Source organism: Streptomyces sp. NPDC058650, assembly GCF_042717315.1.
Lineage (GTDB): Bacteria > Actinomycetota > Actinomycetes > Streptomycetales > Streptomycetaceae > Streptomyces.
In genome coordinates this window covers 268,398-290,240 of sequence record NZ_JBHXRL010000002.1, presented here as the reverse complement: position 1 = coordinate 290,240, position 21,843 = coordinate 268,398, and the positions used below count along the sequence as shown (strand labels likewise).

The following is a 21,843-nucleotide window of genomic DNA, read 5'->3' as shown; positions in this document are numbered from 1 at the left end:
CCGGCCGCTAGACAATCGTGTAAGACGAATGTCTAGAGACCGGGTACGCGTACGCGTGTGCGCAGGGTGCCGTGCGTCAGATCAGGTTGACCGAGCGGGCCGAGGCGGCGCCGATCTCCTCGGCGATCTCCGCCAGGACGGCCGCCGGCAGCGTGTCGTCCACGGTGAGCACGACGAGCGCCTCGCCGCCCTCCTCCGCGCGGGAGACCTGCATGCCCGCGATGTTCAGACCGGCCTCGCCGAGGATCCGGCCGACCGTGCCGACGACGCCCGGGCGGTCCTCGTAGCGCAGCACGACCATGTGGTCGGCGAACGCCAGGTCCACGTCGTAGTCGCCGACCGCGACGAGCTTCTGGAGGTGCTTGGGGCCCGCCAGCGTGCCGGAGACCGCGACCTCCTCGCCGTTCGCCAGCGTGCCGCGCACGGTGACGACGTTGCGGTGGTCGGGCGACTCGGAGCTCGTCGTCAGACGGACCTCGACACCGCGCTCCTGCGCGAACAGCGGGGCGTTGACGTACGACACGGTCTCGTCGACCACGTCCTCGAACACGCCCTTGAGCGCGGAGAGTTCGAGCACCTTCACGTCGTGCTGGGTGATCTCGCCGTAGACCTCGACGTCGAGACGGGCCGCGACCTCGCCCGCGAGGGCGGTGAAGATCCGGCCGAGCTTCTCGGCGAGCGGCAGACCCGGCTTCACGTCCTCGGCGATCACGCCGCCCTGGACGTTGACCGCGTCCGGGACCAGCTCGCCCGCGAGTGCCAGACGCACCGACCTGGCGACGGCGATGCCGGCCTTCTCCTGGGCCTCGTCCGTGGAGGCGCCGAGGTGCGGGGTGCAGACGACCTGGTCGAGCTCGAAGAGCGGGGAGTCCGTGCAGGGCTCCTTCGCGTACACGTCGAGGCCCGCACCGGCGACCCGGCCCTCCTTGAGGGCGGAGAAGAGCGCCGCCTCGTCCACGATCCCGCCGCGCGCGGCGTTGACGATCCGGACGGAGGGCTTGACCTTGTGCAGCGCCTCGTCACCGATGAGACCGAGGGTCTCGGGGGTCTTCGGCAGGTGGACGGTGATGAAGTCCGCGACCTCCAGGAGCTCGTCCAGGGCCAGCAGCTTCACCCCCATCTGGGCGGCGCGGGCCGGCTGCACGTAGGGGTCGTACGCGACGATCTTCATGCCGAAGGCGGACATGCGCTGGGCGACCAGGACGCCGATGCGGCCGAGGCCGACGACGCCGAGGGTCTTCTCGCTCAGCTCGACGCCCGTGTACTTGTTGCGCTTCCACTCGCCGTTCTTCAGCGCGGTGTTGGCCTGCGGGATGTTGCGCGCGGTGGCGACCAGCAGACCGCACGCGAGCTCGGCGGCGGTGACGATGTTCGAGGTCGGGGCGTTGACGACCATCACGCCGGCCTTGGTGGCGGCGGAGACGTCGACGTTGTCCAGACCGACACCGGCACGGGCGACGACCCGGAGCTTGTTCGCGGCGGCGAGGGCCTCGGCGTCGACCTTGGTCGCGGACCGGACCAGGATCGCGTCCACGTCGGCGATGGCGGGGATCAGCTCGGCGCGGTCGGCGCCGTTGCAGTGCCGGATCTCGAAGTCCGGGCCCAGCGCGTCGACGGTGGCGGGCGACAGCTCTTCAGCGATGAGTACGACAGGTTTCGAGCTCACGTGAGTCCTCACAGATCCAGTGCGGACGGCCGTCCCGACGGCCGCAGGCGGTGGAGGGGGCTTGCCGCGTGAAAGCGCACGACGCTGTGGGCCTGACGCGTATGTTGTTGAGAAGTGTAGTGGTGCATCGGCGCAGCTCATACGCCTCGGCGGAAGGATCACCCGTCCGTGGTTGGACGAGGTGTCCAACGATGCGGGAAGGGGCCGGACACAGTGTCCGGCCCCTCCCCCTACGCCCCAGGGGCGTGGGGGGACCCCCAGAAGGCTTACGCCTCCTCGTCGTTCACCCAGCTCATGAGCTTCCGCAGCTCCTTGCCGGTGGTCTCCAGGAGGTGGTTGGCGTCCTGGGTCTTGTACTCGTTGTACTTCTTCAGGCCGCCGTGGTACTCGGCCATCCACTCCTTGGCGAAGGTGCCGTCCTGGATCTCCGCGAGGACCTTCTTCATCTCGGCCTTGGTGGCGTCGGTGATGATCCGCGGGCCGGTGACGTAGTCGCCCCACTCGGCGGTCTCGGAGACCGACCAGCGCATCTTCTCCAGGCCGCCCTCGTACATGAGGTCGACGATGAGCTTCAGCTCGTGGAGGCACTCGAAGTAGGCGATCTCCGGCTGGTAGCCGGCCTCGGTCAGGGTCTCGAAGCCCGCCTTGACCAGCGCCGCGGTACCACCGCAGAGGACGGCCTGCTCACCGAACAGGTCGGTCTCGGTCTCTTCCTTGAAGGTCGTCTTGATGACGCCCGCGCGGGTGCCGCCGATGCCCTTGGCGTACGAGAGCGCCAGCGCGAAGGCGTTGCCGGTCGCGTCCTGCTCGACGGCGGCGATGCACGGAACGCCGCGGCCTTCCTCGTACTGACGACGGACCAGGTGGCCCGGGCCCTTCGGGGCGACCAGGGCGACGTCGATGCCCTCGGGGACCTCGATGAAGCCGTAGCGGACGTTCAGGCCGTGGCCGAAGAAGAGGGCGTCGCCCGCCTTCAGGTTGTCCTTGATGGACTCCTCGTAGACCTTGGCCTGGATCGGGTCCGGGGTCAGGATCATGATGAGGTCGGCCTCGGCCGCGGCCTCGGCGACGGAGACGACGCGCAGGCCCTGCTCCTCGGCCTTGGCCTTGGACTTGGAGCCCTCCTGGAGACCGACACGGACGTCGACACCGGAGTCACGGAGGGACAGCGCGTGGGCGTGGCCCTGGCTGCCGTAGCCGATCACCGCGACCTTGCGGCCCTGGATGATGGACAGGTCGGCGTCGGCGTCGTAGAAGAGCTCGGCCACTGGAAATCTCCTTGAGGTGCTGGTGTTGCGTCCCACCGTACGGGGGAGCGCTTGAGGGAAGCTTTGGGGTCTCGTCAGTCGGACCGTCGGATGGACCGGCGGTTGACCTCCGATGACTCTCAGGCGCTGCGGTCGAGGGCCCGCAGGGACCGGTCCGTGATGGACCGGGACCCACGCCCTATGGCGATCGTGCCGGACTGGACGAGCTCCTTGACGCCGAACTGCTCCAGCATCTTGAGCATCGCGTCGAGCTTGTCACTCGAACCGGTGGCCTCGATGGTGACCGCCTCGGGCGAGACGTCCACGGTCTTGGCGCGGAACAGCTGCACGATCTCGACGATCTGGGAGCGGGTCTCGTTGTCGGCGCGGACCTTCACCAGGACGAGCTCGCGCTGGATCGCGGCGCTGGGCTCGAGTTCGACGATCTTCAGGACGTTGACCAGCTTGTTGAGCTGCTTGGTCACCTGCTCCAGGGGCAGGCCCTCGACATTGACCACGATGGTGATGCGGGAGATGTCGGGGTGCTCGGTGACACCGACGGCGAGCGAGTCGATGTTGAAGCCGCGGCGGGAGAAGAGCGCGGCGATCCGGGCGAGGATGCCGGGCGTGTTCTCGACGAGGACGGAGAGCGTGTGCTTGGTGGACATGTCTGGGTCTCTTCCTTTTCGCTCTTCGCTATCAGTCGTCTTCGCCGTCGCCGAAGTCGGGGCGCACGCCCCGCGCGGCCATGACCTCGTCGTTCGAGGTGCCCGCGGCGACCATCGGCCAGACCTGGGCGTCCTCGTGGACGATGAAGTCGACGACGACCGGACGGTCGTTGATGGCGTTCGCCTCGGCGATGACCTTGTCCAGGTCGGCCGGGTCCTCACAGCGCAGGGCGACGCAGCCCATGGCCTCGGAGAGCTTGACGAAGTCGGGGACGCGGGTGCCCTTGTTCGCCTGGACGTCGTCCGGGCCGGAGTGCAGGACCGTGTTGGAGTAGCGCTGGTTGTAGAACAGGGTCTGCCACTGGCGGACCATGCCGAGGGCGCCGTTGTTGATGATGGCGACCTTGATCGGGATGTTGTTCAGCGCGCAGGTGGTGAGTTCCTGATTGGTCATCTGGAAGCAGCCGTCACCGTCGACCGCCCAGACCGTGCGGTCCGGCATGCCGGCCTTGGCGCCCATCGCGGCGGGGACCGCGTACCCCATCGTCCCGAGGCCGCCCGAGTTCAGCCAGGTGGCCGGCTGCTCGTAGTCGATGAAGTGGGCTGCCCACATCTGGTGCTGGCCGACACCCGCGGTGAAGATCGTGCCCTCGGGTGCGAGCGCGCCGATGCGCTGGATGACCTGCTGCGGCGAGAGGCTGCCGTCCTCCGGCAGGTCGTAGCCGAGCGGGTAGGTCTCGCGCCAGCGGTTCAGGTCGCTCCACCAGGCGGTGTAGTCGCCCTTGTTGCCCTCGCTGTGCTCGGCCTGGACGGCCTGGACCAGGTCGGCGATGACCTCGCGGGCGTCACCGACGATCGGGACGTCGGCGGCGCGGTTCTTGCCGATCTCGGCCGGGTCGATGTCCGCGTGGACGATCTTGGCGTACGGGGCGAAGCTGTCGAGCTTGCCGGTGACGCGGTCGTCGAAGCGGGCGCCGAGGGCGACGATCAGGTCGGCCTTCTGGAGCGCGGTGACGGCGGTGACCGCGCCGTGCATGCCCGGCATGCCGACGTGCAGCGGGTGACTGTCGGGGAAGGCGCCGAGGGCCATCAGGGTGGTGGTGACCGGGGCGCCGGTGAGCTCGGCGAGGATCTTCAGCTCGGCGGTGGCGCCGGCCTTGATGACGCCGCCGCCGACGTACAGGATGGGCCGCTTGGCCGCGCTGATCAGCTTGGCCGCCTCGCGGATCTGCTTGGCGTGCGGCTTGGTCACCGGGCGGTAGCCGGGCAGGTCGGTCTGCGGCGGCCAGCTGAAGGTGGTCTTCGCCTGGAGGGCGTCCTTCGCGATGTCGACCAGGACCGGGCCGGGGCGGCCGGAGGAGGCGATGTGGAATGCCTCGGCGATCGTCCGCGGGATGTCCTCGGCCTTGGTGACCAGGAAGTTGTGCTTGGTGATCGGCATCGTGATGCCGCAGATGTCCGCCTCCTGGAAGGCGTCCGTGCCGATGGCCTTCGAGGCGACCTGGCCGGTGATCGCGACGAGCGGGACGGAGTCCATGTGCGCGTCGGCGATCGGGGTGACGAGGTTGGTCGCGCCGGGGCCGGAGGTCGCCATGCAGACGCCGACCTTGCCGGTGGCCTGCGCGTAGCCGGTGGCGGCGTGGCCCGCGCCCTGCTCGTGACGGACCAGGATGTGGCGCACCTTCTCCGAGTCCATCATCGGGTCGTAGGCCGGGAGGATGCAGCCGCCCGGAATGCCGAAGACGGTGTCGGCGCCGACTTCCTCGAGAGAACGGATGAGGGCCTGCGCGCCCGTGACGTGCTCGACGGTGGTGGCGGGCTGCGCGCCGCCGCGGGGCCGCGGCTGCGGATGGTGCCCGGTGGCCTGGTCGGTCATCAGCATCTCTTCTCGAAGCAGAGGGTGTTTGCGAGGCGTTTTGCGAGGTTTTGCGTCGCCCTGGGGGTGATCCAGTGCAACAAAAAACCCCTCGTGCCGTGAGGCAAGCGAGGGGAGCGCGTCGGGTGCTTTCTCAGCCGGGCCTGTCGATGGCCCCGCTTCAGCCGACGCGCTTTCCAAGTACGAGAATTCGGGTGCGCATGGCACTGACCCTCCCTCTCCCACCTCACCGGTGTCAAGTGGGTGGGACGGGCGTCTCAGTATTTGAGCGGAACGGGGGACGGGTTCCGGCCCGTACGGGGACCGCTCCGGGGAGCGGGTACTCGTCCCGCACGAGAGCCCTGCGCAGGCGGTACTCGTCGAGCGGGCCCGCGAAGGCCATGCCCTGGGCGTGACTGCAGCCCATGGCGCGCAGGGCGAGCACCTGCTCCGGTACGTCGACGCCCTCGGCGACGGTCTGCATCCCGAGTTCGCCGGCGATGCGGAGCACACCTCTGGTGATCTTGCGGAGCCGGGCGGACTCGACCACGCCCTCGACGAGGCCTCGGTCCAGCTTCAGTATGTCGACGGGAAGCCGCCGGAGGGCGTCGATCGCCACATGTCCGCCGCCGAATCCGTCGAGCGCGATCCGCACGCCGAGGCGGCGCAGGGTCACCAGGCGCTGTTCCAGCTCGTCGAGCGAGGTCCGGGGGTCGCTGTCGGCGAGCTCGATGATCAGCGAGCCGGACGGCAGCCCGTGCCGGGTGAGCAGCGATTCGACCGAGCCGAGCGGGAGCGAGCGGTCCAGGAGGCGGCGGGCGGAGAGCCGGATGGACACGGGCGCGCGGTGGCCGATTCCCGCCCGCTCGGCGGCCTGCTCCACCGCCTCTTCGAGGAGCCAGCGGCCGAGCTCGGCCGTGCGCTCGCCGTCGTCGGTGACGCGGAGGTACTCGGCGGGGGTGAAGAGGATGCCCTGGGTCGAGCGCCAGCGCGCCTGGGCACTGACGGCGGAGATCCGGCCGGTGGCGAGGTCGACGACCGGCTGGTGGAGCAGGGCGAACTCGCCGTCGTGGAGTGCGGTGCGCAGCCGGGCGGCCAGCTCGGTCCGCCGTACGACCTCGGCCTGCATCTGGGGCGCGTACAGCTCGACGCGGTCTTTGCCGGCGGCCTTGGCCCGGTACATCGCGAGGTCGGCGTTGCGCAGGAGGTCGCCCGCCTCCATGCCGGGCTCGGCGAAGGCGACGCCGATGGAGGCGGCGACCCGCACCTCGTTGCCGCCGTCGACGCGGTACGGCCGGGAGAGCGTGAGCCGGAGCCGGTCGGCGATCTCCTGGACCTGGCTCTCCCGGGCGGCCTGTTCACGGCCGCCGTCGCCGAGGATGAGGGCGGCGAACTCGTCGCCGCCGAGCCGGGCGGCGGTGTCCCCGGCCCGTACGGACTCCTGGAGCCGGCGGGCGGCCTGGACGAGGAGGTCGTCGCCCGCCTGGTGGCCGAGGCGGTCGTTGACCCCCTTGAAGCCGTCGAGGTCGATGAAGAGCACGGCGGTGCCGGGGTCGGAGCACCTGCGCCCGCTGAGCGCCTGCCGGACCCGCCGGGTGAAGAGCGCCCGGTTGGGCAGGTCGGTCAGCGGGTCGTGCTCCGCGTTGTGCTGCAACTGGGCCTGGAGGCGGACCCGTTCGGTCACGTCCCGGCTGTTGAAGATGAGGCCGCCCTGGTGGCGGTTGACGGTCGACTCGACGTTGAGCCAGTCTCCCCCACTCTCGGCTTCGCTCGAGCGGGAGGTACCCCCATGGCCCGAGCGGAAGCGGCACTCGATCCGGGTGGTGGGTTCCTCGGCGGGCGAGGCCGCGAGGAACCGGCGCACCTCGTGGACGACGGCGCCGAGGTCCTCGGGGTGGATGAGGGAGGCGAGCTCGGAGCCGATGAGCTCCTCCGCCTCGCGTCCGTACACGCCGGCGGCGGCCGGGCTGACGTAGCGGAGTATCCCGGACGGCGCGGCGATCATGATGACGTCGCTCGACCCCTGCACGAGGGACCGGAAGTGGTTCTCCTTCTGGGCCAGTTCGTGGGTCAGCGCGATGTTGTCGAGGAGCATGATGCCCTGCCGGACGACGAGGGCGAGCACGACCGCGCAGCCGGTGAGGACGACGACCCGGTCGACCCGGCGGCCCTCGACGACGTTGTACAGGATGCCGAGGGTGCAGACCGCGGCGGCGAGGTACGGGGTGAGGGCGGCGAGCGAGCCCGCGACCGGGCGGCTGTGCAGCCACGGACCGCGGGCGGCGGCCGTGCTGTCGGGCAGGCGCCGCACCCCCCAGGGGGCGTACGCGAGGAGCAGGGAGCCGGCGAACCAGCCGGCGTCCAGCAGCTGGCCGGACGCGTAGTTCTCGCGGAGCAGCGGCGAGGTGAACAGGGCGTCGCACAGGACGGTCAGGGCGAGCGCGGCGATCGCGGTATTGGTCGCCGAGCGGTTCGCCTGGGAGCGCCGGAAGTGCAGCGCGAGGACCATGCTGACCAGGACGATGTCGAGCAGCGGGTACGCGAGCGACAGCGCGGCCTGGGCGACGGACTCGCCGTCGAAGTGCGCGGTACGCGCGAGGGCGAGGCTCCAGGAGAGCGTGAGCAGGGAGCCGCCGATGAGCCAGGCGTCGAGCGCGAGGCAGACCCAGCCGGCCCGGGTGACGGGCTTCTTGGCCAGGACGAGGAGCCCGACGACGGCGGGCGGAGCGAAGAGCAGGAAGAAGAGGTCGGCGACGGAGGAGTCGGGCACCTGCGTCCGCAGGACGACCTCGTACCACCCCCACACCGCGTTCCCCGCGGCGGCCATGAAGGAGGAGAAGGCGAAGAGCAGCCAGGCAGGGCGGTCGCCGCCGCGGTGGGCGCGGGCGTAGAGGAAGCAGGAGACCGCGGCGGTGAGCGCGGCGGCACTGAGTCCGAAGTCGCCCATGAAGAGGGCGAGTTCCGGCGATCCCCAGCCGAGCGAAGCGCCGGTCGTGTAGGCCGCGCAGATGAGCCCCAGGGCGACTTGAGCGACGATCGAGCCGGTTCCGGGACGATCGCGGCCGGGATGCCCGGAGTCGCCGCCGACGGGACTGCGCGCGACGACCGCCCCGGGCGCGCTCACCGGCCCCTCCGGCGTCGCGCCGGCACACCCGGCCGGCTCGTGCGGACGCGCGGGCGGCTCCTCGGCACCCCCGGGGGCGTGCCCGTCGCAGTCGGGCGGCCCGGCGGCGCGTGGCGTGCGGGGCGGCGTGGCCTGTCCCGGCACCGAACGCGCGAGGCCGGCCGCGAGGCGCGGGAGGATTGCCGGTGGCGTCGCCGCCGCGTCGGATCGTCGGTCCTCCGGCCGTGCTTCACCCGTCGCCCCCCTCGAACTCTGATGACCCGTCACTTCGCTCCCCAGCGTCAGCCCGTCATCGACGCAGCCCCCCGCTCCGGGACGATACACCAGGACCGTCACTCAGGGACAGGGTCGCAGTACTCTCCGTGACTACATGGGGGCTTGTGAGCGGCGCGCGTCGGGGCGCACACCGCCCGCCCCCGGCCGACCCGGTCCGGCGCGGGCTCAGGCGGTGGTGAGGATGACGTTCGCCAGCTCCTCCCCCGCCGCGAACCTCCGCAGCTGTCCGGCGATCAGCCGCTTCGCGCGCGGCATGAACGCCGAAGTGGAACCGCCCACATGGGGACTGATCAGGACACCGGGAGCGTGCCACAGAGGATGTCCGGCCGGCAGCGGTTCCGGGTCGGTGACGTCGAGCGCCGCCGTGATCCGCCCGCTCTCGACCTCCTTGAGCAGCGCGGCCGTGTCCACGACCGGACCGCGGGCGACGTTCACGAGCAGCGCCCCGTCCTTCATCCTGGCCAGGAAGCCGGCGTCGGCGAGGTGGTGGGTCGCGGGCGTGAGCGGAGTGGACAGTACGACCACGTCGGCCTCCGGGAGCAGGGCGGGCAGCTCCGTGAGAGCGTGGACCGGGCCGCGCTCCGTGGCGCGCGCGGAGCGCGCGACGCGCGCCACCCGCGCGCACTCGAACGGTGCGAGCCGGTCCTCGATGGCGGCGCCGATCGACCCGTACCCGACGATCAGCACGGACTTGTCGGCGAGCGCCGGGTAGAAGCCCGCCCGCCACTCCTCGGCGTCCTGGCCGCGCACGAACCCGGGGATGCCGCGCAACGAGGCCAGGATCAGCGCGAGCGTGAGCTCGGCGGTGCTGGCCTCGTGCACGCCCTTCGCGTTGCAGAGGGCGACCCCGGGCCGCAGCGAGGGGATGCCGGGCGTGACGTGGTCGATGCCCGCGGACAGCGTCTGCACGGCCCGGACGGAGGTCATCGCCGGCAGCGGCCGTACGGCGATCTCCGACCCCTTCATGTACGGGACGACGTAGAAGGCGCAGCGCGCGGGATCGGCGGGGAACTCCGGTCCGCCGTCCCAGAAGCGGTAGTTCAGGCCCGACTCGCCCGGTGCGGGGAGTCCGTCGATCTCGTCCGCGGGAACCGGAAGCCACACGTCTGCGGTGCTGTCTTCGAAGGTCATGACCGGGAGGCTATGCGAAGAATCCCGTACGCCATTGGTTACTTTGGGGGACGGCACAGGGAGGGGTACCGGCAGGTGGAGCGCAGGACTATCGGGGCGACGGCGCTCGGCGTGGGTGCGATCGGCCTGGGGTGCATGCCGATGAACTGGGCGTACAGCCGTTCGCAACAGCGGGGGGACCGCTCACTGCGGACCGTGCACGCGGCACTGGACGCCGGCATGAGCCTGCTCGACACCGCCGACATGTACGGGCCGTTCACCAACGAGCTCCTGGTGGGGCGGGTGTTGAAGGAGCGGCGGGCGGAGGCCTTCGTCTCGACCAAGTGCGGCCTGCTCGTCGGCGACGGCGGCGGGCGGCGGCACGTCGTCGCCAACGGCAGGCCGGGGTACGTGCGTCGGGCCTGCGACGCCTCGCTGCGGCGGCTCCAGACCGATGTGATCGACCTCTACCAGCTCCATCGCGCGGACCCCGAGGTGCCCGTCGAGGAGACCTGGGGCGCGATGGCCGAGCTGGTGTCGGCGGGCAAGGTGCGGGCGCTCGGGCTGTGCGCGGTCGGCGCGCGGTCGGCGCGCAGGGGCGCGACCGGGGCCGCCCGCGACGGATATGAGGGAACGATCCGCCAACTGGAGCGGATCCAGCAGGTCTTCCCGGTGGCGGCGGTCGAGGCCGAGCTGTCGGTGTGGTCGCCGGAGGCGCTGGTCCGGCTGCTGCCGTGGTGCGCGGCCCGCGGGGTGGGGTTCCTGGCGGCGATGCCGCTGGGGAACGGTTTCCTCACGGGGACGCTGACCCCGGGCGGCGGCTTCGAGTCGGACGATCCGCGCGCCCGGCACCCCCGGTTCACGGCCGAGATGATGGCGGCGAACCAGCCGCTGGTGGCGGGGTTGCGGCGGGTCGCCGCGCGGCACGGGGCGGAGGCCACCCCGGCGCAGGTCGCGCTGGCGTGGGTGCTCGGTCGCGGGCCGCACGTCGTGCCGGTGCCCGGCGCGAAGCGGGAGCGGTGGGTCGTGGAGAACGCGCGGGCGGCCGGGCTGCGGCTGACGGAGGGGGACCTCGCGGAGATCGCGGGGCTGCCGGCGCCCCGGGGGTCGTGGGACTAGAGGGTGTCCGACCCCGATCCGCCGGACAGGTCCTGCGCGCCACGCCGGAATGGGTGTTCGTGGGCGGGAACCTGATCGGGTCGAGCGGTGTATCAAGGGTGTGAGGATGCCGCTCGACTCGTCGAAGGGGACCGGACCATGAGCCGTCCTGTTGTGCTGAAGGCCCTGTGGGGCGCCGCCGTGCTGGTGCTGGTGGCGGGCTGCTCCTCGGGCGGTACCGAGGATCGGCCCGGTACGGCTCCGCCGACGTCGGTCTCGGCGCCCGCGTCCGATCCGCCGGCGTCGGCGTCCGCGACGGCGTCCGGGAGCGCGTCCCCGGGCGGCGGGCGGGTGTCGGTGGCGGGCACGCTCACCGAGGGGCTGAAGTCGCCCTGGGGGCTCGCCGAGCTGCCGGGAGGCGACCTGCTGGTCTCCTCGCGGGACGAGCGGACGATCACCCGGGTCGACGGGAGAAGCGGCGCGAAGACCTCGCTCGGCGAGGTGCCGGGGGTGGTGCCGGGCGGTGAGGGCGGGCTCATGGGCCTGGCCGTCCGCGACGGCTGGGTCTACGCGTACCTGACGGCCGCCTCGGACAACCGCATCGTGCGCATGCGGTACGGCGGCGGGGACGGCGACCGGCTCGGGGCGCCGGAGCCGGTGCTGACCGGCATCCCGAAGGGGGTCGTGCACAACGGCGGGCGGATCGCGTTCGGGCCGGACGGGATGTTGTACGCGGGGACGGGCGAGACCGGCGAGACCGGCCTGGCCCAGGACCGGGCCTCGCTCGGCGGGAAGATCCTGCGGATGACGCCGGAGGGCAGACCGGCGCCGGGCAATCCCTTCGCCGGCTCGGTGGTCTATTCGTACGGGCACCGCAATGTGCAGGGGATCGCCTGGGACGCCGCCGGGCGGCTGTGGGCGGCCGAGTTCGGGCAGAACACCTGGGACGAGCTGAACCTGATCGAGCCGGGGAAGAACTACGGCTGGCCCGAGGCCGAGGGACAGGCGGGCCGGGAGGGGTTCGTGGACCCCGTGGCCCAGTGGCCGACCTCGGAGGCCTCCCCGAGCGGCATCGCGTACGCGCGGGGCGCGATCTGGATGGCCGGGCTCAGGGGCGAGCGGCTGTGGCGCGTTCCGCTCTCCGGAGAGGAACGGTCCGGGGACCCCGAGGCGTTCCTGTCAGGTGAGTACGGCCGCCTGCGCACGGTTCTCGCCGGGGGCGACGGCCGGCTCTGGCTGATGACCAGCGAGACCGACACCCGGGGCACGCCCGAGCCCGGGGACGACAGGATCCTCCGGCTGGAGGTGAGGTGAGGGAGGCGGTGACCGTGTTCGATCCGATCGCGGAGCTCTTCGCGCCGGGGCGCCGGCACGCCGAGGAGGAGCTGCGGCGGCAGGCCCTCACCCGGGAGGACCCGGGAGACGGGGACCCGGGGCGCGGCCCGATAGACCTGACGTCGGGCCGGGTGACCATACGGATCCCCCGCCCCGGGGCGGGCTCGGACGCTCGCTCGGGATCAGAGGGTCGTGTCGAGCAGGTGGAGTCGGTGGGCGAGGGCGGCGGCCTCGCCTCGGCCGGCGACGCCGAGCTTGGCGAGGATGTTGGAGACGTGGACGCTCGCCGTCTTCGGTGAGATGAAGAGCTCCTCGGCGATCTGCCGATTGGTGCGGCCGACGGCGACCAGGCGCAGGACGGACTGTTCGCGCGGGGTCAGGCCGAAGCCGTCGTCCCCGGGCTCCGCGGGTGCCGGGAGCTGCTTCTCGGGTGCGAGGGAGAGGCGGGCCCGGGCACAGAGGAGTTCCACGTCCTCGCGGAGCGGGCGGGCTCCTAGGCGGACGGCGGTGGCGTGGGCCTCGCGGAGCAGGGCCGTGGCCTCCTCCCGCCGGCCGCCCTCGACGAGCAGGGCGTCGGCGAGGCGGTGGCGGGCGCGGGCCAGCTGGGCGGGGCGGTCCAGCGGCTCGTAGGCGGCGACGACCTCGGTCCAGCGGGTGGCGGACTCGCCGCCCTCGGCGCGGGCCAGCTCCTGGGAGACCTGGAGGGAGTGGGCGGCCCAGACGGGGGCCGGGGCGGCGAGGTCACGGACGCAGCGGCGGATCAGGGCGAGCGCCTCGGCGCGGCCTTCATCGGCGGCGGGCAGTCCCCGGCTGTCGGCCTCCGCGGCGGCGGCGGTGAGGACGAGCGGCCAGCCGTAGCGGTGGGTGCCGGGCGGGAATCCGCCCTCCGCGGCGGCGACGAGCTGGGCCCGGACGTCCTGGACGCGGCCCTCGGCGGCCGCCACGGCGATCGCGACCTGGGCCATGGGCAGGGTGTACTGCGGGATCGGGTCGCGGGTGCCGTAGACGGCGCAGGCGTCGGCGAGGTGGCGGATGGCCGCCTCCAGCTCGCCGCGCGCCGCGGCGAGCTGGGCCAGGCGGAGGGAGGCCGAGCCGCGGGGCTTGGTGCTGGTCGCGGAGCGCTGGAGCCGTTCGGCCGCTTCCCGCACCTCGTCCCAGCGGCCAAGGGAGAAGAGGGACTCGGCGCGGTTGGCCTCGACCCAGCCGACGCTGTCGACGAGTCCGTACGAGCGGGCGAGGCGGATCCCGGAGTCGGCGATCTCGACGGCCTCGTGGGAGCGGCCGAGGGCCTCCAGGGAGGAGGAGATGTTGATGTGGGCGCGCGAGGCCTCGGCGAACTGGCCGAGGGCCGTGGTCCGCTCCCGTACCTCGTGCATCTCGGCGAGACCGGCCTCGACGTCTCCGGCGGCGGTCATGATGGTGCCGAGGGTGAGGCGGGCGTTGAGTTCGATCGACTCGGCCTTGACGTGCCGGGCGTACTCGACGGCGCGTTCGGCGGCGGTGAGGGCCTCGGGGCCGGGGTTGCGGAGCATGCCCCAGCCGGCGGCGCCGACGAGGACGACGGCGTGGACGGCGGACGGCGGGAGGCCCTTGACGAGTTCCTGGGCGCGGGCGATCTCCTCCGAGCCGTCACCGCGGCCGAGGTTGGACTGGAGGCGGGCCTTCTCGGTCCAGAACCAGGCGGCGCGCAGGGGGTCGTTCACGTCCTCGCTGTCGAGGAGACGGAGCGCCATCCGGCCGATCTTCAGGGCGCGCTCGCGTTCGCCGCTGAGCCGGGCGGCTACGGCGGCCTCGGCGAGGAGGTCGAGGTAGCTGAGCGGGGTGGTCTCGGGGTCGCAGCCGCAGGGAGGGTAGGCCTCGGCGTAGTCCATGGGCCGGAGCTCGCGGCGGATCTCGGCGGGGGCCTCGTCCCAGAGCTCCATGGCGCGCTCCAGGAGCCGGAGCTGCTCGGCGTACGCGTGGCGCTTGCGGGTGGCGACGGAGGCGCGGAGGACGGCCGGGAGGGCCTTGGCCGGGTCGTGCGCGTGGTACCAGTACGTGGCGAGGCGGGTGGCCCGCTCGTCGGGCCGGACGAGCGCGGGGCCGGTCTCCAGGGCCTCGGCGTAGCGGCGGTTGATGCGGGAGCGTTCGCCGGGGAGCAGGTCGTCGCTGACGGCCTCGCGGACGAGGGAGTGGCGGAAGCGGTAGCCGTCGCCGTCGGGGACGGCGAGCAGGATGTTGGCGCCGACGCAGGCCCGCAGTGCCTCGATGAGCTCGTCCTCGGTGAGCCGGGCGACGGCGGCGAGCAGGCCGTACTCGACGGTGGAGCCTCCCTCGGCGACGATCCTGGCGACCCGCTGGGCGTCCTCGGGGAGCGCCTCGACCCGGACGAGCAGGAGGTCGCGCAGGGAGTCGCTGAGCTGGCCGGGGGCGCAGCCGGCCTCGTGGGAGACGACGAGCTCCTCGACGAAGAAGGCGTTGCCGTCGGAGCGTTCGAAGACCTCCTCGACGAGCCCGGGGGCGGGTTCGGCGGCGAGGATGCCGGTGAGCTGGCGGTGCACCTCGGTGCGGGTGAAGCGGGAGAGCTCGATGCGGCGGATGGTGCGCAGCCGGTCGAGTTCGGCGAGGAGGGGGCGCAGCGGATGGCGGCGGTGGATGTCGTCGGCGCGGTAGCTGGCGACGATCACGATCCGGCCGCGGCGCAGGGTGCGGAGGAGGTAGGTGAGCAGGTGCCGGGTGGAGGTGTCGGCCCAGTGCAGGTCCTCCAGGACGAGCACGACCGTGCGGTCGGCGGCGAGCCGCTCCAGGAGCCGTACGGTGAGTTCGAAGAGGCGGGCGGTGGAGTCCTCGTCGGAGGGCTCGTGGCTGCCGGGGTCGCCCAGCTCGGGCAGCAGTCGGGCGAGCTCGCCCTCCTGGCCGTCGGCGGCGGCGGTCAGTTCGTCGGGCAACTTGCGGCGGAGCGAGCGCAGGGCGGTGGCGAAGGGCGCGAAGGGCAGGCCGTCGGCGCCGAGCTCCACGCAGCCGCCGACGGCGACGACGGCGCCCCGGTCGCAGGCCGTGTCGAGGAACTCCTCGATGAGCCGGGTCTTGCCGACCCCCGCCTCACCGCCGACGAGCAGCGCCTGGGGCTCTCCCGCGGTCGCGCGGGAGAGCGCCTCGGTGAGGGCGGTGAGTTCGCCGGCGCGGCCGACGAAGACGGGGCTGACTGACCTGGTCTCCACGGCGCCGAGCATCGCACAACCATCCGTACGGTCACTCATACGGGGGTCACGCGGCCCGGACGAAGTGACCGCGTCCGCCGCTCACCCGCCCCTCGGTGTCGTGGCCCCCACTGCGACGGCCGAAGCGGCGCAGACCCCGGGCGGAACCGGTCGACTCGGCGACCTCATGGGTCAGGCGCCGGGCGGCGGCCTCGCGGACGAGCTGGGCGTGGTTCATGCGGTGGAGTTCGTACTCGAACATCGGGTGCTCCCTGGTCGCTTCGGGTTTCGGTATCGCTCCTTGCGATGCCTCTACTCTCGGGTCCCAGGGGGTGCGGTCACATCGGGCGAGTGCCGCATGTTCGGGGTACGGGGGGCCTTAGGCGGGCCTCAGGGGGTCCTTAGACGGAGTGGGTACCCGGCTCAGGACCCGGCGGTGGGCAGGCTCAGGAAGAGGTCGAAGTAGGTGCCCACCGACAGGAGCAGCCCGAGTCCGCCCAGGACGGCGCCGCCGAGGGCGACCGCCCGGACCCAGACGGGGCGGTCGGGGCGGGCGAGGACCAGGACGAGGACGGCGGTGACGAGCGCGAGCAGCGCGAAGACGCCGTTGACCAGGGCGGTGCTGTGCCAGGCGTCGCCGTAGATCTCGGAGATCTGCTGGGCCGGAGGGGCGGACTGGCTGTTGATCTGCCCGAGGAGCGTCTCGCGCTCGGAGACGACGTTGCCGGTCCAGGTGCCGGTGAGCGCGACGGCGCCGAGGGCGGCGGAGACGACGGCCGCGCCGCCGGCGCCGACGCCCGAGGAGGCGGGGGCCTCCGCGAGCAGCTCGTCGTCCAGCTCGTCGTCGTCCAGCTCGTCGTCCGACGCGTCCGGCTCGTCGGCCTGCGCGGCGAGCGGCTCGACGGAGGCCTCGGCCGCGGCGGTGGCCTCGGCGGTGGCCTCGGCCGCCGGCTCCGTCGCCGGCTCGGCGGTCTTCTCGTCGATCTTCGCGTCGGTCTTCGTGATGTCCATGCGGCGCACGCTAGGCGGCCCACATGAGAACCGTCTTAAGACGCCGTCGTCTCCGCCGCGGCCTTGGCGGCGCGCCACTCGGGCGCGAGGACGGCCCAGACCTCGGTGTCCGCACGGGAGCCGCGGTGCGGGTAGTTCTCGCGCAGCACGCCCTCCCGGGACATTCCGAGGCGGCGGGCCACGGCGATGCTCGGTCCGTTCTTCGAGGAGGCGTGCCATTCGACGCGGTGGATGCCGCGCTCCTCGATCGCCCAGTCGATGATGACCCGGCAGGCCCGGGTGATCAGGCCCTTCCCGGCGGCGGCGGGCTCCAGCCAGCAGCCCGCCTCGGCGCTGCCGTTCACGACGTCCATGGTCCGGAAGAGGACGCCGCCGACGAGCGTGCCGCCGGTCCAGATGCCGTAGACGCGTCCGGCGTCGTTCGCGGCCTTCTCCGCGTACGAGCGAAGGAAGGAGCGGGCGGAGTCGAGGTCCGCGACGAAGTCCGGCAGGGCGATGTGCTCCCCGACGAACTCCCGGCCCCGGTCCATGTGGGCGAGGAACTCCTCCGCCTGCCAGGGCTCCAGGGGCCGCAGCTCGGCACCGTCGTCACCCAGCGATATCGCGAACATCGTCGTTCTCCTCGACCGTCGGAACCGTCACACGTTGCCCTGGGATCTTCGCACGGGCGTCCGCCGCGGCACGGCTCTCGGGCGGCTCGATGCTGATCCGGGGCAGGATCCGGTCGAGCCGCTTCGGCAGCCACCAGTTCGCCCCGCCGAGCATGTGCATGAGGGCCGGGACGAGCAGGGTGCGCAGGACGAAGGCGTCGAGGGCGACGGCCGCGGCGAGCGCGATGCCGAACATCGCGATGACCCGGTCGCCGGAGAGGACGAAGGCGAGGAAGACCGCGATCATGATGACTGCGGCGGAGTTGATCACCCGGCTGGTCTCGGCGAGGCCGACCCGTACCGCCCGCCGGTTGTCGCCGGTCTCCAGCCACTCCTCGTACATCCGGCTGACCAGGAAGACCTGGTAGTCCATGGAGAGTCCGAAGAGGACGGAGACCATGATCACGGGAAGGAAGGGTTCGATCGGTCCGGCGCTGCCGAGGCCGAGGAGTTCGCTTCCCCAGCCCCACTGGAAGATCGCCACGACGATGCCGAACGCGGCGGCGACGGCCGCCACGTTCATGGCGGCGGCCTTGAGCGGGATGCCGATCGAGCGGAAGGCGAGCAGGAGCAGCAGACAGCCGAGCGCGATGACGACGCCGACGAAGAGCGGCAGCTTGCCGACGATGATCTCGGCGAAGTCGTCGTAGGAGGCGGTGACGCCGCCGACGTGCACGTCCAGGGAGGTGCCGGCCTCGGTCTTCGGCAGGACGTCCGTGCGGAGCCGGTCGACGAGGTCGCTGGTCTCCTTGGACTGGGGCGAGGAGTCGGGGACGACTGTGAGGACGGCGGTGTCGCCGGAGCTGTTGTACGTGACCGGGGAGACGGACGCGACCCCGCGGGTGGCGGAGAGCGCGGCCGGCAGCTGGTCGAGGGCGACCCGGTCGTCGGCGCCGTCGAGCCCGGCGACGAGGGTGAGCGGCCCGTTGACCCCCGGCCCGAAGCCGTCGGCGATCAGGTCGTACGCCTGCCGGGTGGTCGCGGTGGCCGGGCCGTTGCCCTGGTCGGAGGTGCCGAGGTGGAGCGCGAAGGTGGGCAGCGCGAGGACGGCCATGACGACGGCGGCCACGGCCCCGAGGAGCTTCGGGTGGCGCTCGACGAAGGCGGACCAGCGGGCGGCGAAGCCCGTGGGGAGCTCGGGCTGCGGCCCGCGCTCGGCGAGCGTCCGCCGTTCGCGCCGGGACAGGGCGCGCATGCCGATGAGCGAGAGCAGCGCGGGCAGCAGCGTGACGGAGGCGGCGACCGTGAGGACGACGGTGAGGGAGGCGGCGATGGCGACGCCGTTGAGGAAGCTGAGCCGCAGGATCAGCATGCCGAGGAGGGCGATGCAGACGGTGGCCCCGGCGAAGACGACGGCGCGGCCGGTGGTGGCGACGGCGATCCCGGCGGCCTCGGGAACGGAGAGCCCGCGTTTCAGGCCCTTCCGGTGCCGGGTGACGATGAAGAGCGCGTAGTCGATGCCGACGCCGAGGCCGACGAGCATGCCCAGCATGGGCGCGAAGTCGGCGACGGTCATCAGGTGGCCGAGCAGGACGATCCCGGAGTACGCGATGCCGACGCTGACCAGCGCGGTCGCGATGGGGAGCACGGAAGCGGCGAGCGAGCCGAAGGCGAGGAAGAGGACGACGGCCGCGACGGCGACGCCGACGACCTCGGCGATGTGACCGCCGGGGGCCTCGGTGAGGGCGACGGCGGTGCCGCCCAGCTCGACCTGGAGGCCTTGGCCCTCGCTCCCCGCCTCGACCGCCTTCGCGGTGTCGACGAGTGCCTTGGCCTGGGCCTCGGGGATGTCGTCGGCCTGCGCGCCGAAGGTGACGGTGGCGTAGGCCGTGCGACCGTCCTCGCTGATCCGTCCGGCGGCGTCGGCGGTGTCCCCGTAGGGGGAGACGACGGTGGCGATCCCGGGGAGTTCGGCGACCTCGTCGAGCATCGCGGTCATGCGCCGTTCGACGGCGTCGGCGCGGACGCTGCCCTGCTCGGTGTGCCAGACGATGGTGTCGCTGTCGCCACCGAGGCCGTGGAAGCCGCGGTCGAGGAGGGCGGTGGCCCGGCCCGATTCGGTGCCGGGGACCTCGTAGTCGTTGGAGTACGCGCTGCCGGCGAGCACCGCGCCGGCGCCGACCCCGCCGAGGGTGAGGAGCCAGAGGAGAACGACGACGAGACGGTGCCGGATGCACCATCGGGCGATGGCTGCCAAAGGACGTGCTCCCTGGGTGGTTCGTGGATCTTGCACGGGAGCGGCCCGAGAAGAACGCATGACCTAATTGCGCCCACTCTTGCAGCCAAACGTGATCGTTTGCCCCTTTCGTGTCGATGCTCACAGCCGTGTCCGGGGGCTCGGGACCGACGTCCCGGACCCCCGCACACGGAGTGGAGCCCGCCCGGAGACGGTGGGGTCATCCGGAGACGCTGGGGCGTCCGTTCTCGATGTGGCCCATGAGGCGGCGGCGGAAGCCACCGGGCGCGGTGACCTCGACGTCGTACCAGCCGTGCGCGTCGGCGGCCGAGTGCACGACCGTACGGGTCTTCCCGGGCTTCACGGTGACCGTGCGGGTCCAGTCGGCGAGGTCGTCGAGGTCTTCGGGGTCCATGTAGCCGAGCGGCCGGACGGTGAAGGCGAGGGGGGCCGGGCCCGTGTTCCGTACGGTCAGGTGCAGGTCACGGTCGTGATGATCGATACGGGAGGCCAGCTCGGCGCCGCCGGCCGCGGGGCCCTCGAACTCGCGGCGGAAGCCGTTCGGGCCGGTGATCGTGAAGCGGTAATGATCACCCGTAACGGGGACGGTCCACTCCCCCGTCCCCCTGACGTCCCGGTGCTGCGGGACGGCGAACTCGCCCGCGTACGGATAGAGGGCGAAGTGCGCGCTCGCCCTGCCGGTGTTGCGCAGGGCCACGGTCACGGCCCCGGGGGCGACGGTCGCGGAGGCGTCCGGCTGGTACGGCAGGGGGCGGGCCGGGCGGACGCCGGGCTCCTGGACGGGCATCCGCTGGACGGCCGGGGGCTGGGGCCGCCAGCGGCCGGTGAACGGCGGGATCGGGCCCGGCTGCTCGACGGGCGGCTGCCGGCGGCCGCGCTTGAAGTCGAAGGCGGAGGTGAGGTCGCCGGTGACGGCCCGGCGCCAGGGCGTGATGTTGGGCTCGGCGATGCCGGTCAGCTTCTCCAGGAAGCGGATCACGGAGGTGTGGTCGAAGGTCTCGGAGCAGACGTAGCCGCCGACCGACCAGGGGGAGACGACGAGCAGCGGGACCCGGATGCCGAGGCCGGTGGGCTGGCCCTTCCAGCGCTCGTCCGTGTTGTCGGCCGGCGGGACCGGCGGCGGCACGTGGTCGAAGAAGCCGTCGTTCTCGTCGTAGTTGATCAGTACGACGGTGTGGCGCCAGACGTCCGGATGCGAGCCGAGGGCGTCGAGCACCTTGTAGACGAGACTGGCGGAGGCGATCGGCGAGGACGAGCCGGGGTGCTCCGAGTCGATCGCGGAGGGCACGAGGTACGAGACCTCGGGAAGCGTGCCGGCGGCGATGTCGGCGCGGAAGGCGTCGGCGAGGGTGCCGCTCTCGACGCGGCGCAGTCCGCGCTCGAAGAGGGAGCGCTCGGCCCCGGTGAGACCCGCGACGCCCTCCTCCAGGAGACCGAGGAGCCGGGTCCGCTCCGCGGCGTCCTCGGTGTCTCGGACGGCGGCGTAGAAGGACTCCATGAAGGTGTGTCCGCCGGTCCCGGCGAGGGCCTTCCGGGCGATCTTCTTGAAGGTGGTGAAGAACTCGATGTTGTTGTCGGTGAAGTTCTCCCACTCGGTGTACGTCTTCCAGCTCCGCCCGGCGGCTTCGAGCCGCTCGGCGTAGGTGGGCCAGCCGTAGCCGGGGTGGGTGCCCTCGGCGTAGGCGGCGTTCGTGACGGCCCGGCTGCCGTCGGCCTCGAAGCCGGTCCAGCCGGACCAGAGGTGGTTGCGGTTGGGGCTCGTCGAGGTGTGGATGGACGAGTGGTACGCGTCGCAGAGGGTGAACGTGTCGGCGAGCTCGTAGTGCAGGGGGATGTCGCGCCGGTCGTAGTACGCCATGGTGGCGGCCGTCTTGGCCGAGACCCAGCCGTCCATCCAGCCGCCGCGCCAGGCCTTGCCGCCGCCGCTCCAGGAGTGGTCGAGGTCGCCGATGTACTGGAGGTCCTTCTGCTGCGTCTCGGCGGCGCCGCGGATCGGGAACGGCAGCACGGTCCGGCCGAGCGCGGCGGGCTGCTCGAACACGGACTTGCCGGAGGGCAGCTCGATGGCGTTGCGGTCGGAGAATCCGCGGACGCCGCGCAGAGTCCCGAAGTAGTGATCGAAGGAACGGTTCTCCTGCATCAGGATCACCACGTGCCGCACCGCCCCCATCCCTCCGGCCGGGGGTTCCGCGGCCATCGCCGCCTGCAACGACGGCGGCAGCAGCGAGCCGGCCGCGGCGACACCGAGGGCGCCGCCGCCCAGTGCGAGGAGCCTTCTGCGGGACATCTCGGATGACAAGACCGACCTCCAGTCGACGGCCAATGGTTCTCCTTCGAGCCATTGGGTGGTACGTCGGGGACGGTAGTGAGGCGGGATGACGGCGAGAAGACCCGACGGGGGCGCGGTGGTGAACGTCCAAGAGGCCG

At 72.2% G+C, this 21,843-nt stretch carries 15 protein-coding genes; 3 read left to right on the top strand and 12 right to left on the bottom strand.

The window, feature by feature from the left end; genetic code table 11:
- Window positions 1–76: 76 nt before the first annotated feature.
- The 6 genes from serA to ACFWWU_RS05010 all read right to left on the bottom strand — a co-directional run bounded on the left by serA (window position 77) and on the right by ACFWWU_RS05010 (window position 9,967).
- On the bottom strand, window positions 77–1,666 hold the full coding sequence (gene serA / locus ACFWWU_RS05035) for a phosphoglycerate dehydrogenase (RefSeq protein WP_384139095.1): 1,590 nt from the start codon (window positions 1,664–1,666) through the stop codon (window positions 77–79).
- Window positions 1,667–1,932: 266 nt separating this feature from the next.
- Complete coding sequence (ilvC, locus tag ACFWWU_RS05030) at window positions 1,933–2,934, bottom strand: ketol-acid reductoisomerase (protein ID WP_024756290.1); 1,002 nt, start codon at window positions 2,932–2,934, stop codon at window positions 1,933–1,935.
- A gap of 119 nt (window positions 2,935–3,053) precedes the next feature.
- Window positions 3,054–3,581, bottom strand: coding sequence for an acetolactate synthase small subunit (gene ilvN, locus ACFWWU_RS05025; RefSeq protein WP_121833425.1), 528 nt, complete (start codon window positions 3,579–3,581; stop codon window positions 3,054–3,056).
- 31 nt (window positions 3,582–3,612) lie between these two features.
- Window positions 3,613–5,463 carry an acetolactate synthase large subunit gene (locus ACFWWU_RS05020; protein ID WP_384139092.1) on the bottom strand — a complete coding sequence of 617 codons (1,851 nt, stop codon included), beginning with the start codon at window positions 5,461–5,463 and terminating at the stop codon, window positions 3,613–3,615.
- Between the two features lie 229 nt (window positions 5,464–5,692).
- Complete coding sequence (locus tag ACFWWU_RS05015; RefSeq protein ID WP_384139089.1) at window positions 5,693–8,560, bottom strand: putative bifunctional diguanylate cyclase/phosphodiesterase; 2,868 nt, start codon at window positions 8,558–8,560, stop codon at window positions 5,693–5,695.
- 441 nt (window positions 8,561–9,001) lie between these two features.
- On the bottom strand, window positions 9,002–9,967 hold the full coding sequence (locus tag ACFWWU_RS05010) for a 2-hydroxyacid dehydrogenase (protein ID WP_384139086.1): 966 nt from the start codon (window positions 9,965–9,967) through the stop codon (window positions 9,002–9,004).
- Between the two features lie 75 nt (window positions 9,968–10,042).
- On the opposite strand from ACFWWU_RS05010, the gene ACFWWU_RS05005 reads away from it, so the two are divergent.
- From ACFWWU_RS05005 to ACFWWU_RS04995, 3 genes are all read left to right on the top strand, one after another.
- Complete coding sequence (locus ACFWWU_RS05005; protein WP_384139083.1) at window positions 10,043–11,065, top strand: aldo/keto reductase; 1,023 nt, start codon at window positions 10,043–10,045, stop codon at window positions 11,063–11,065.
- Between the two features lie 138 nt (window positions 11,066–11,203).
- Window positions 11,204–12,358 (top strand): PQQ-dependent sugar dehydrogenase, encoded by a 1,155-nt coding sequence (locus ACFWWU_RS05000; RefSeq protein ID WP_384139080.1) that lies wholly within the window; start codon window positions 11,204–11,206, stop codon window positions 12,356–12,358.
- A complete protein-coding gene (locus tag ACFWWU_RS04995; RefSeq protein WP_384139077.1) occupies window positions 12,355–12,678 on the top strand; it encodes a DUF6191 domain-containing protein in 324 nt (107 codons plus the stop codon). Before ACFWWU_RS05000 ends, ACFWWU_RS04995 begins: the two co-directional genes overlap by 4 nt.
- Here ACFWWU_RS04995 and ACFWWU_RS04990 read toward each other — a convergent pair.
- The 6 genes from ACFWWU_RS04990 to ACFWWU_RS04965 form a co-directional block, all read right to left on the bottom strand.
- On the bottom strand, window positions 12,562–15,618 hold the full coding sequence (locus tag ACFWWU_RS04990) for an AAA family ATPase (protein WP_384139074.1): 3,057 nt from the start codon (window positions 15,616–15,618) through the stop codon (window positions 12,562–12,564). The genes ACFWWU_RS04995 and ACFWWU_RS04990 overlap by 117 nt on opposite strands.
- Before the next feature lie 7 nt (window positions 15,619–15,625).
- Window positions 15,626–15,820, bottom strand: a complete 195-nt coding sequence (locus tag ACFWWU_RS04985) for a hypothetical protein (protein WP_384139071.1) — start codon at window positions 15,818–15,820, stop codon at window positions 15,626–15,628.
- A 161-nt stretch (window positions 15,821–15,981) separates the two neighbouring features.
- The gene (locus tag ACFWWU_RS04980) at window positions 15,982–16,569 is read right to left on the bottom strand and encodes a hypothetical protein (protein ID WP_384139068.1); all 588 of its coding nucleotides are present in this window, start codon (window positions 16,567–16,569) and stop codon (window positions 15,982–15,984) included.
- A gap of 35 nt (window positions 16,570–16,604) precedes the next feature.
- The gene (locus tag ACFWWU_RS04975; protein ID WP_384139066.1) at window positions 16,605–17,180 is read right to left on the bottom strand and encodes a GNAT family N-acetyltransferase; all 576 of its coding nucleotides are present in this window, start codon (window positions 17,178–17,180) and stop codon (window positions 16,605–16,607) included.
- Window positions 17,158–19,416 carry an MMPL family transporter gene (locus ACFWWU_RS04970; protein WP_384139063.1) on the bottom strand — a complete coding sequence of 753 codons (2,259 nt, stop codon included), beginning with the start codon at window positions 19,414–19,416 and terminating at the stop codon, window positions 17,158–17,160. Before ACFWWU_RS04970 ends, ACFWWU_RS04975 begins: the two co-directional genes overlap by 23 nt.
- A gap of 199 nt (window positions 19,417–19,615) precedes the next feature.
- A complete protein-coding gene (locus ACFWWU_RS04965) occupies window positions 19,616–21,715 on the bottom strand; it encodes a phosphocholine-specific phospholipase C (RefSeq protein WP_384139060.1) in 2,100 nt (699 codons plus the stop codon).
- Window positions 21,716–21,843: the final 128 nt, after the last annotated feature.

Coding starts and splice junctions, on each gene's coding strand:
- ilvN (WP_121833425.1), bottom strand. CDS start 3,581: ATGTCCACCAAGCACACGCTCTCCGTCCTCGTCGAGAACACGCCCGGC.
- ACFWWU_RS05020 (WP_384139092.1), bottom strand. CDS start 5,463: ATGCTGATGACCGACCAGGCCACCGGGCACCATCCGCAGCCGCGGCCC.
- ACFWWU_RS05010 (WP_384139086.1), bottom strand. CDS start 9,967: ATGACCTTCGAAGACAGCACCGCAGACGTGTGGCTTCCGGTTCCCGCG.
- ACFWWU_RS05000 (WP_384139080.1), top strand. CDS start 11,204: ATGAGCCGTCCTGTTGTGCTGAAGGCCCTGTGGGGCGCCGCCGTGCTG.
- ACFWWU_RS04990 (WP_384139074.1), bottom strand. CDS start 15,618: ATGAGTGACCGTACGGATGGTTGTGCGATGCTCGGCGCCGTGGAGACC.
- ACFWWU_RS04985 (WP_384139071.1), bottom strand. CDS start 15,820: ATGTTCGAGTACGAACTCCACCGCATGAACCACGCCCAGCTCGTCCGC.
- ACFWWU_RS04980 (WP_384139068.1), bottom strand. CDS start 16,569: ATGGACATCACGAAGACCGACGCGAAGATCGACGAGAAGACCGCCGAG.
- ACFWWU_RS04975 (WP_384139066.1), bottom strand. CDS start 17,180: ATGTTCGCGATATCGCTGGGTGACGACGGTGCCGAGCTGCGGCCCCTG.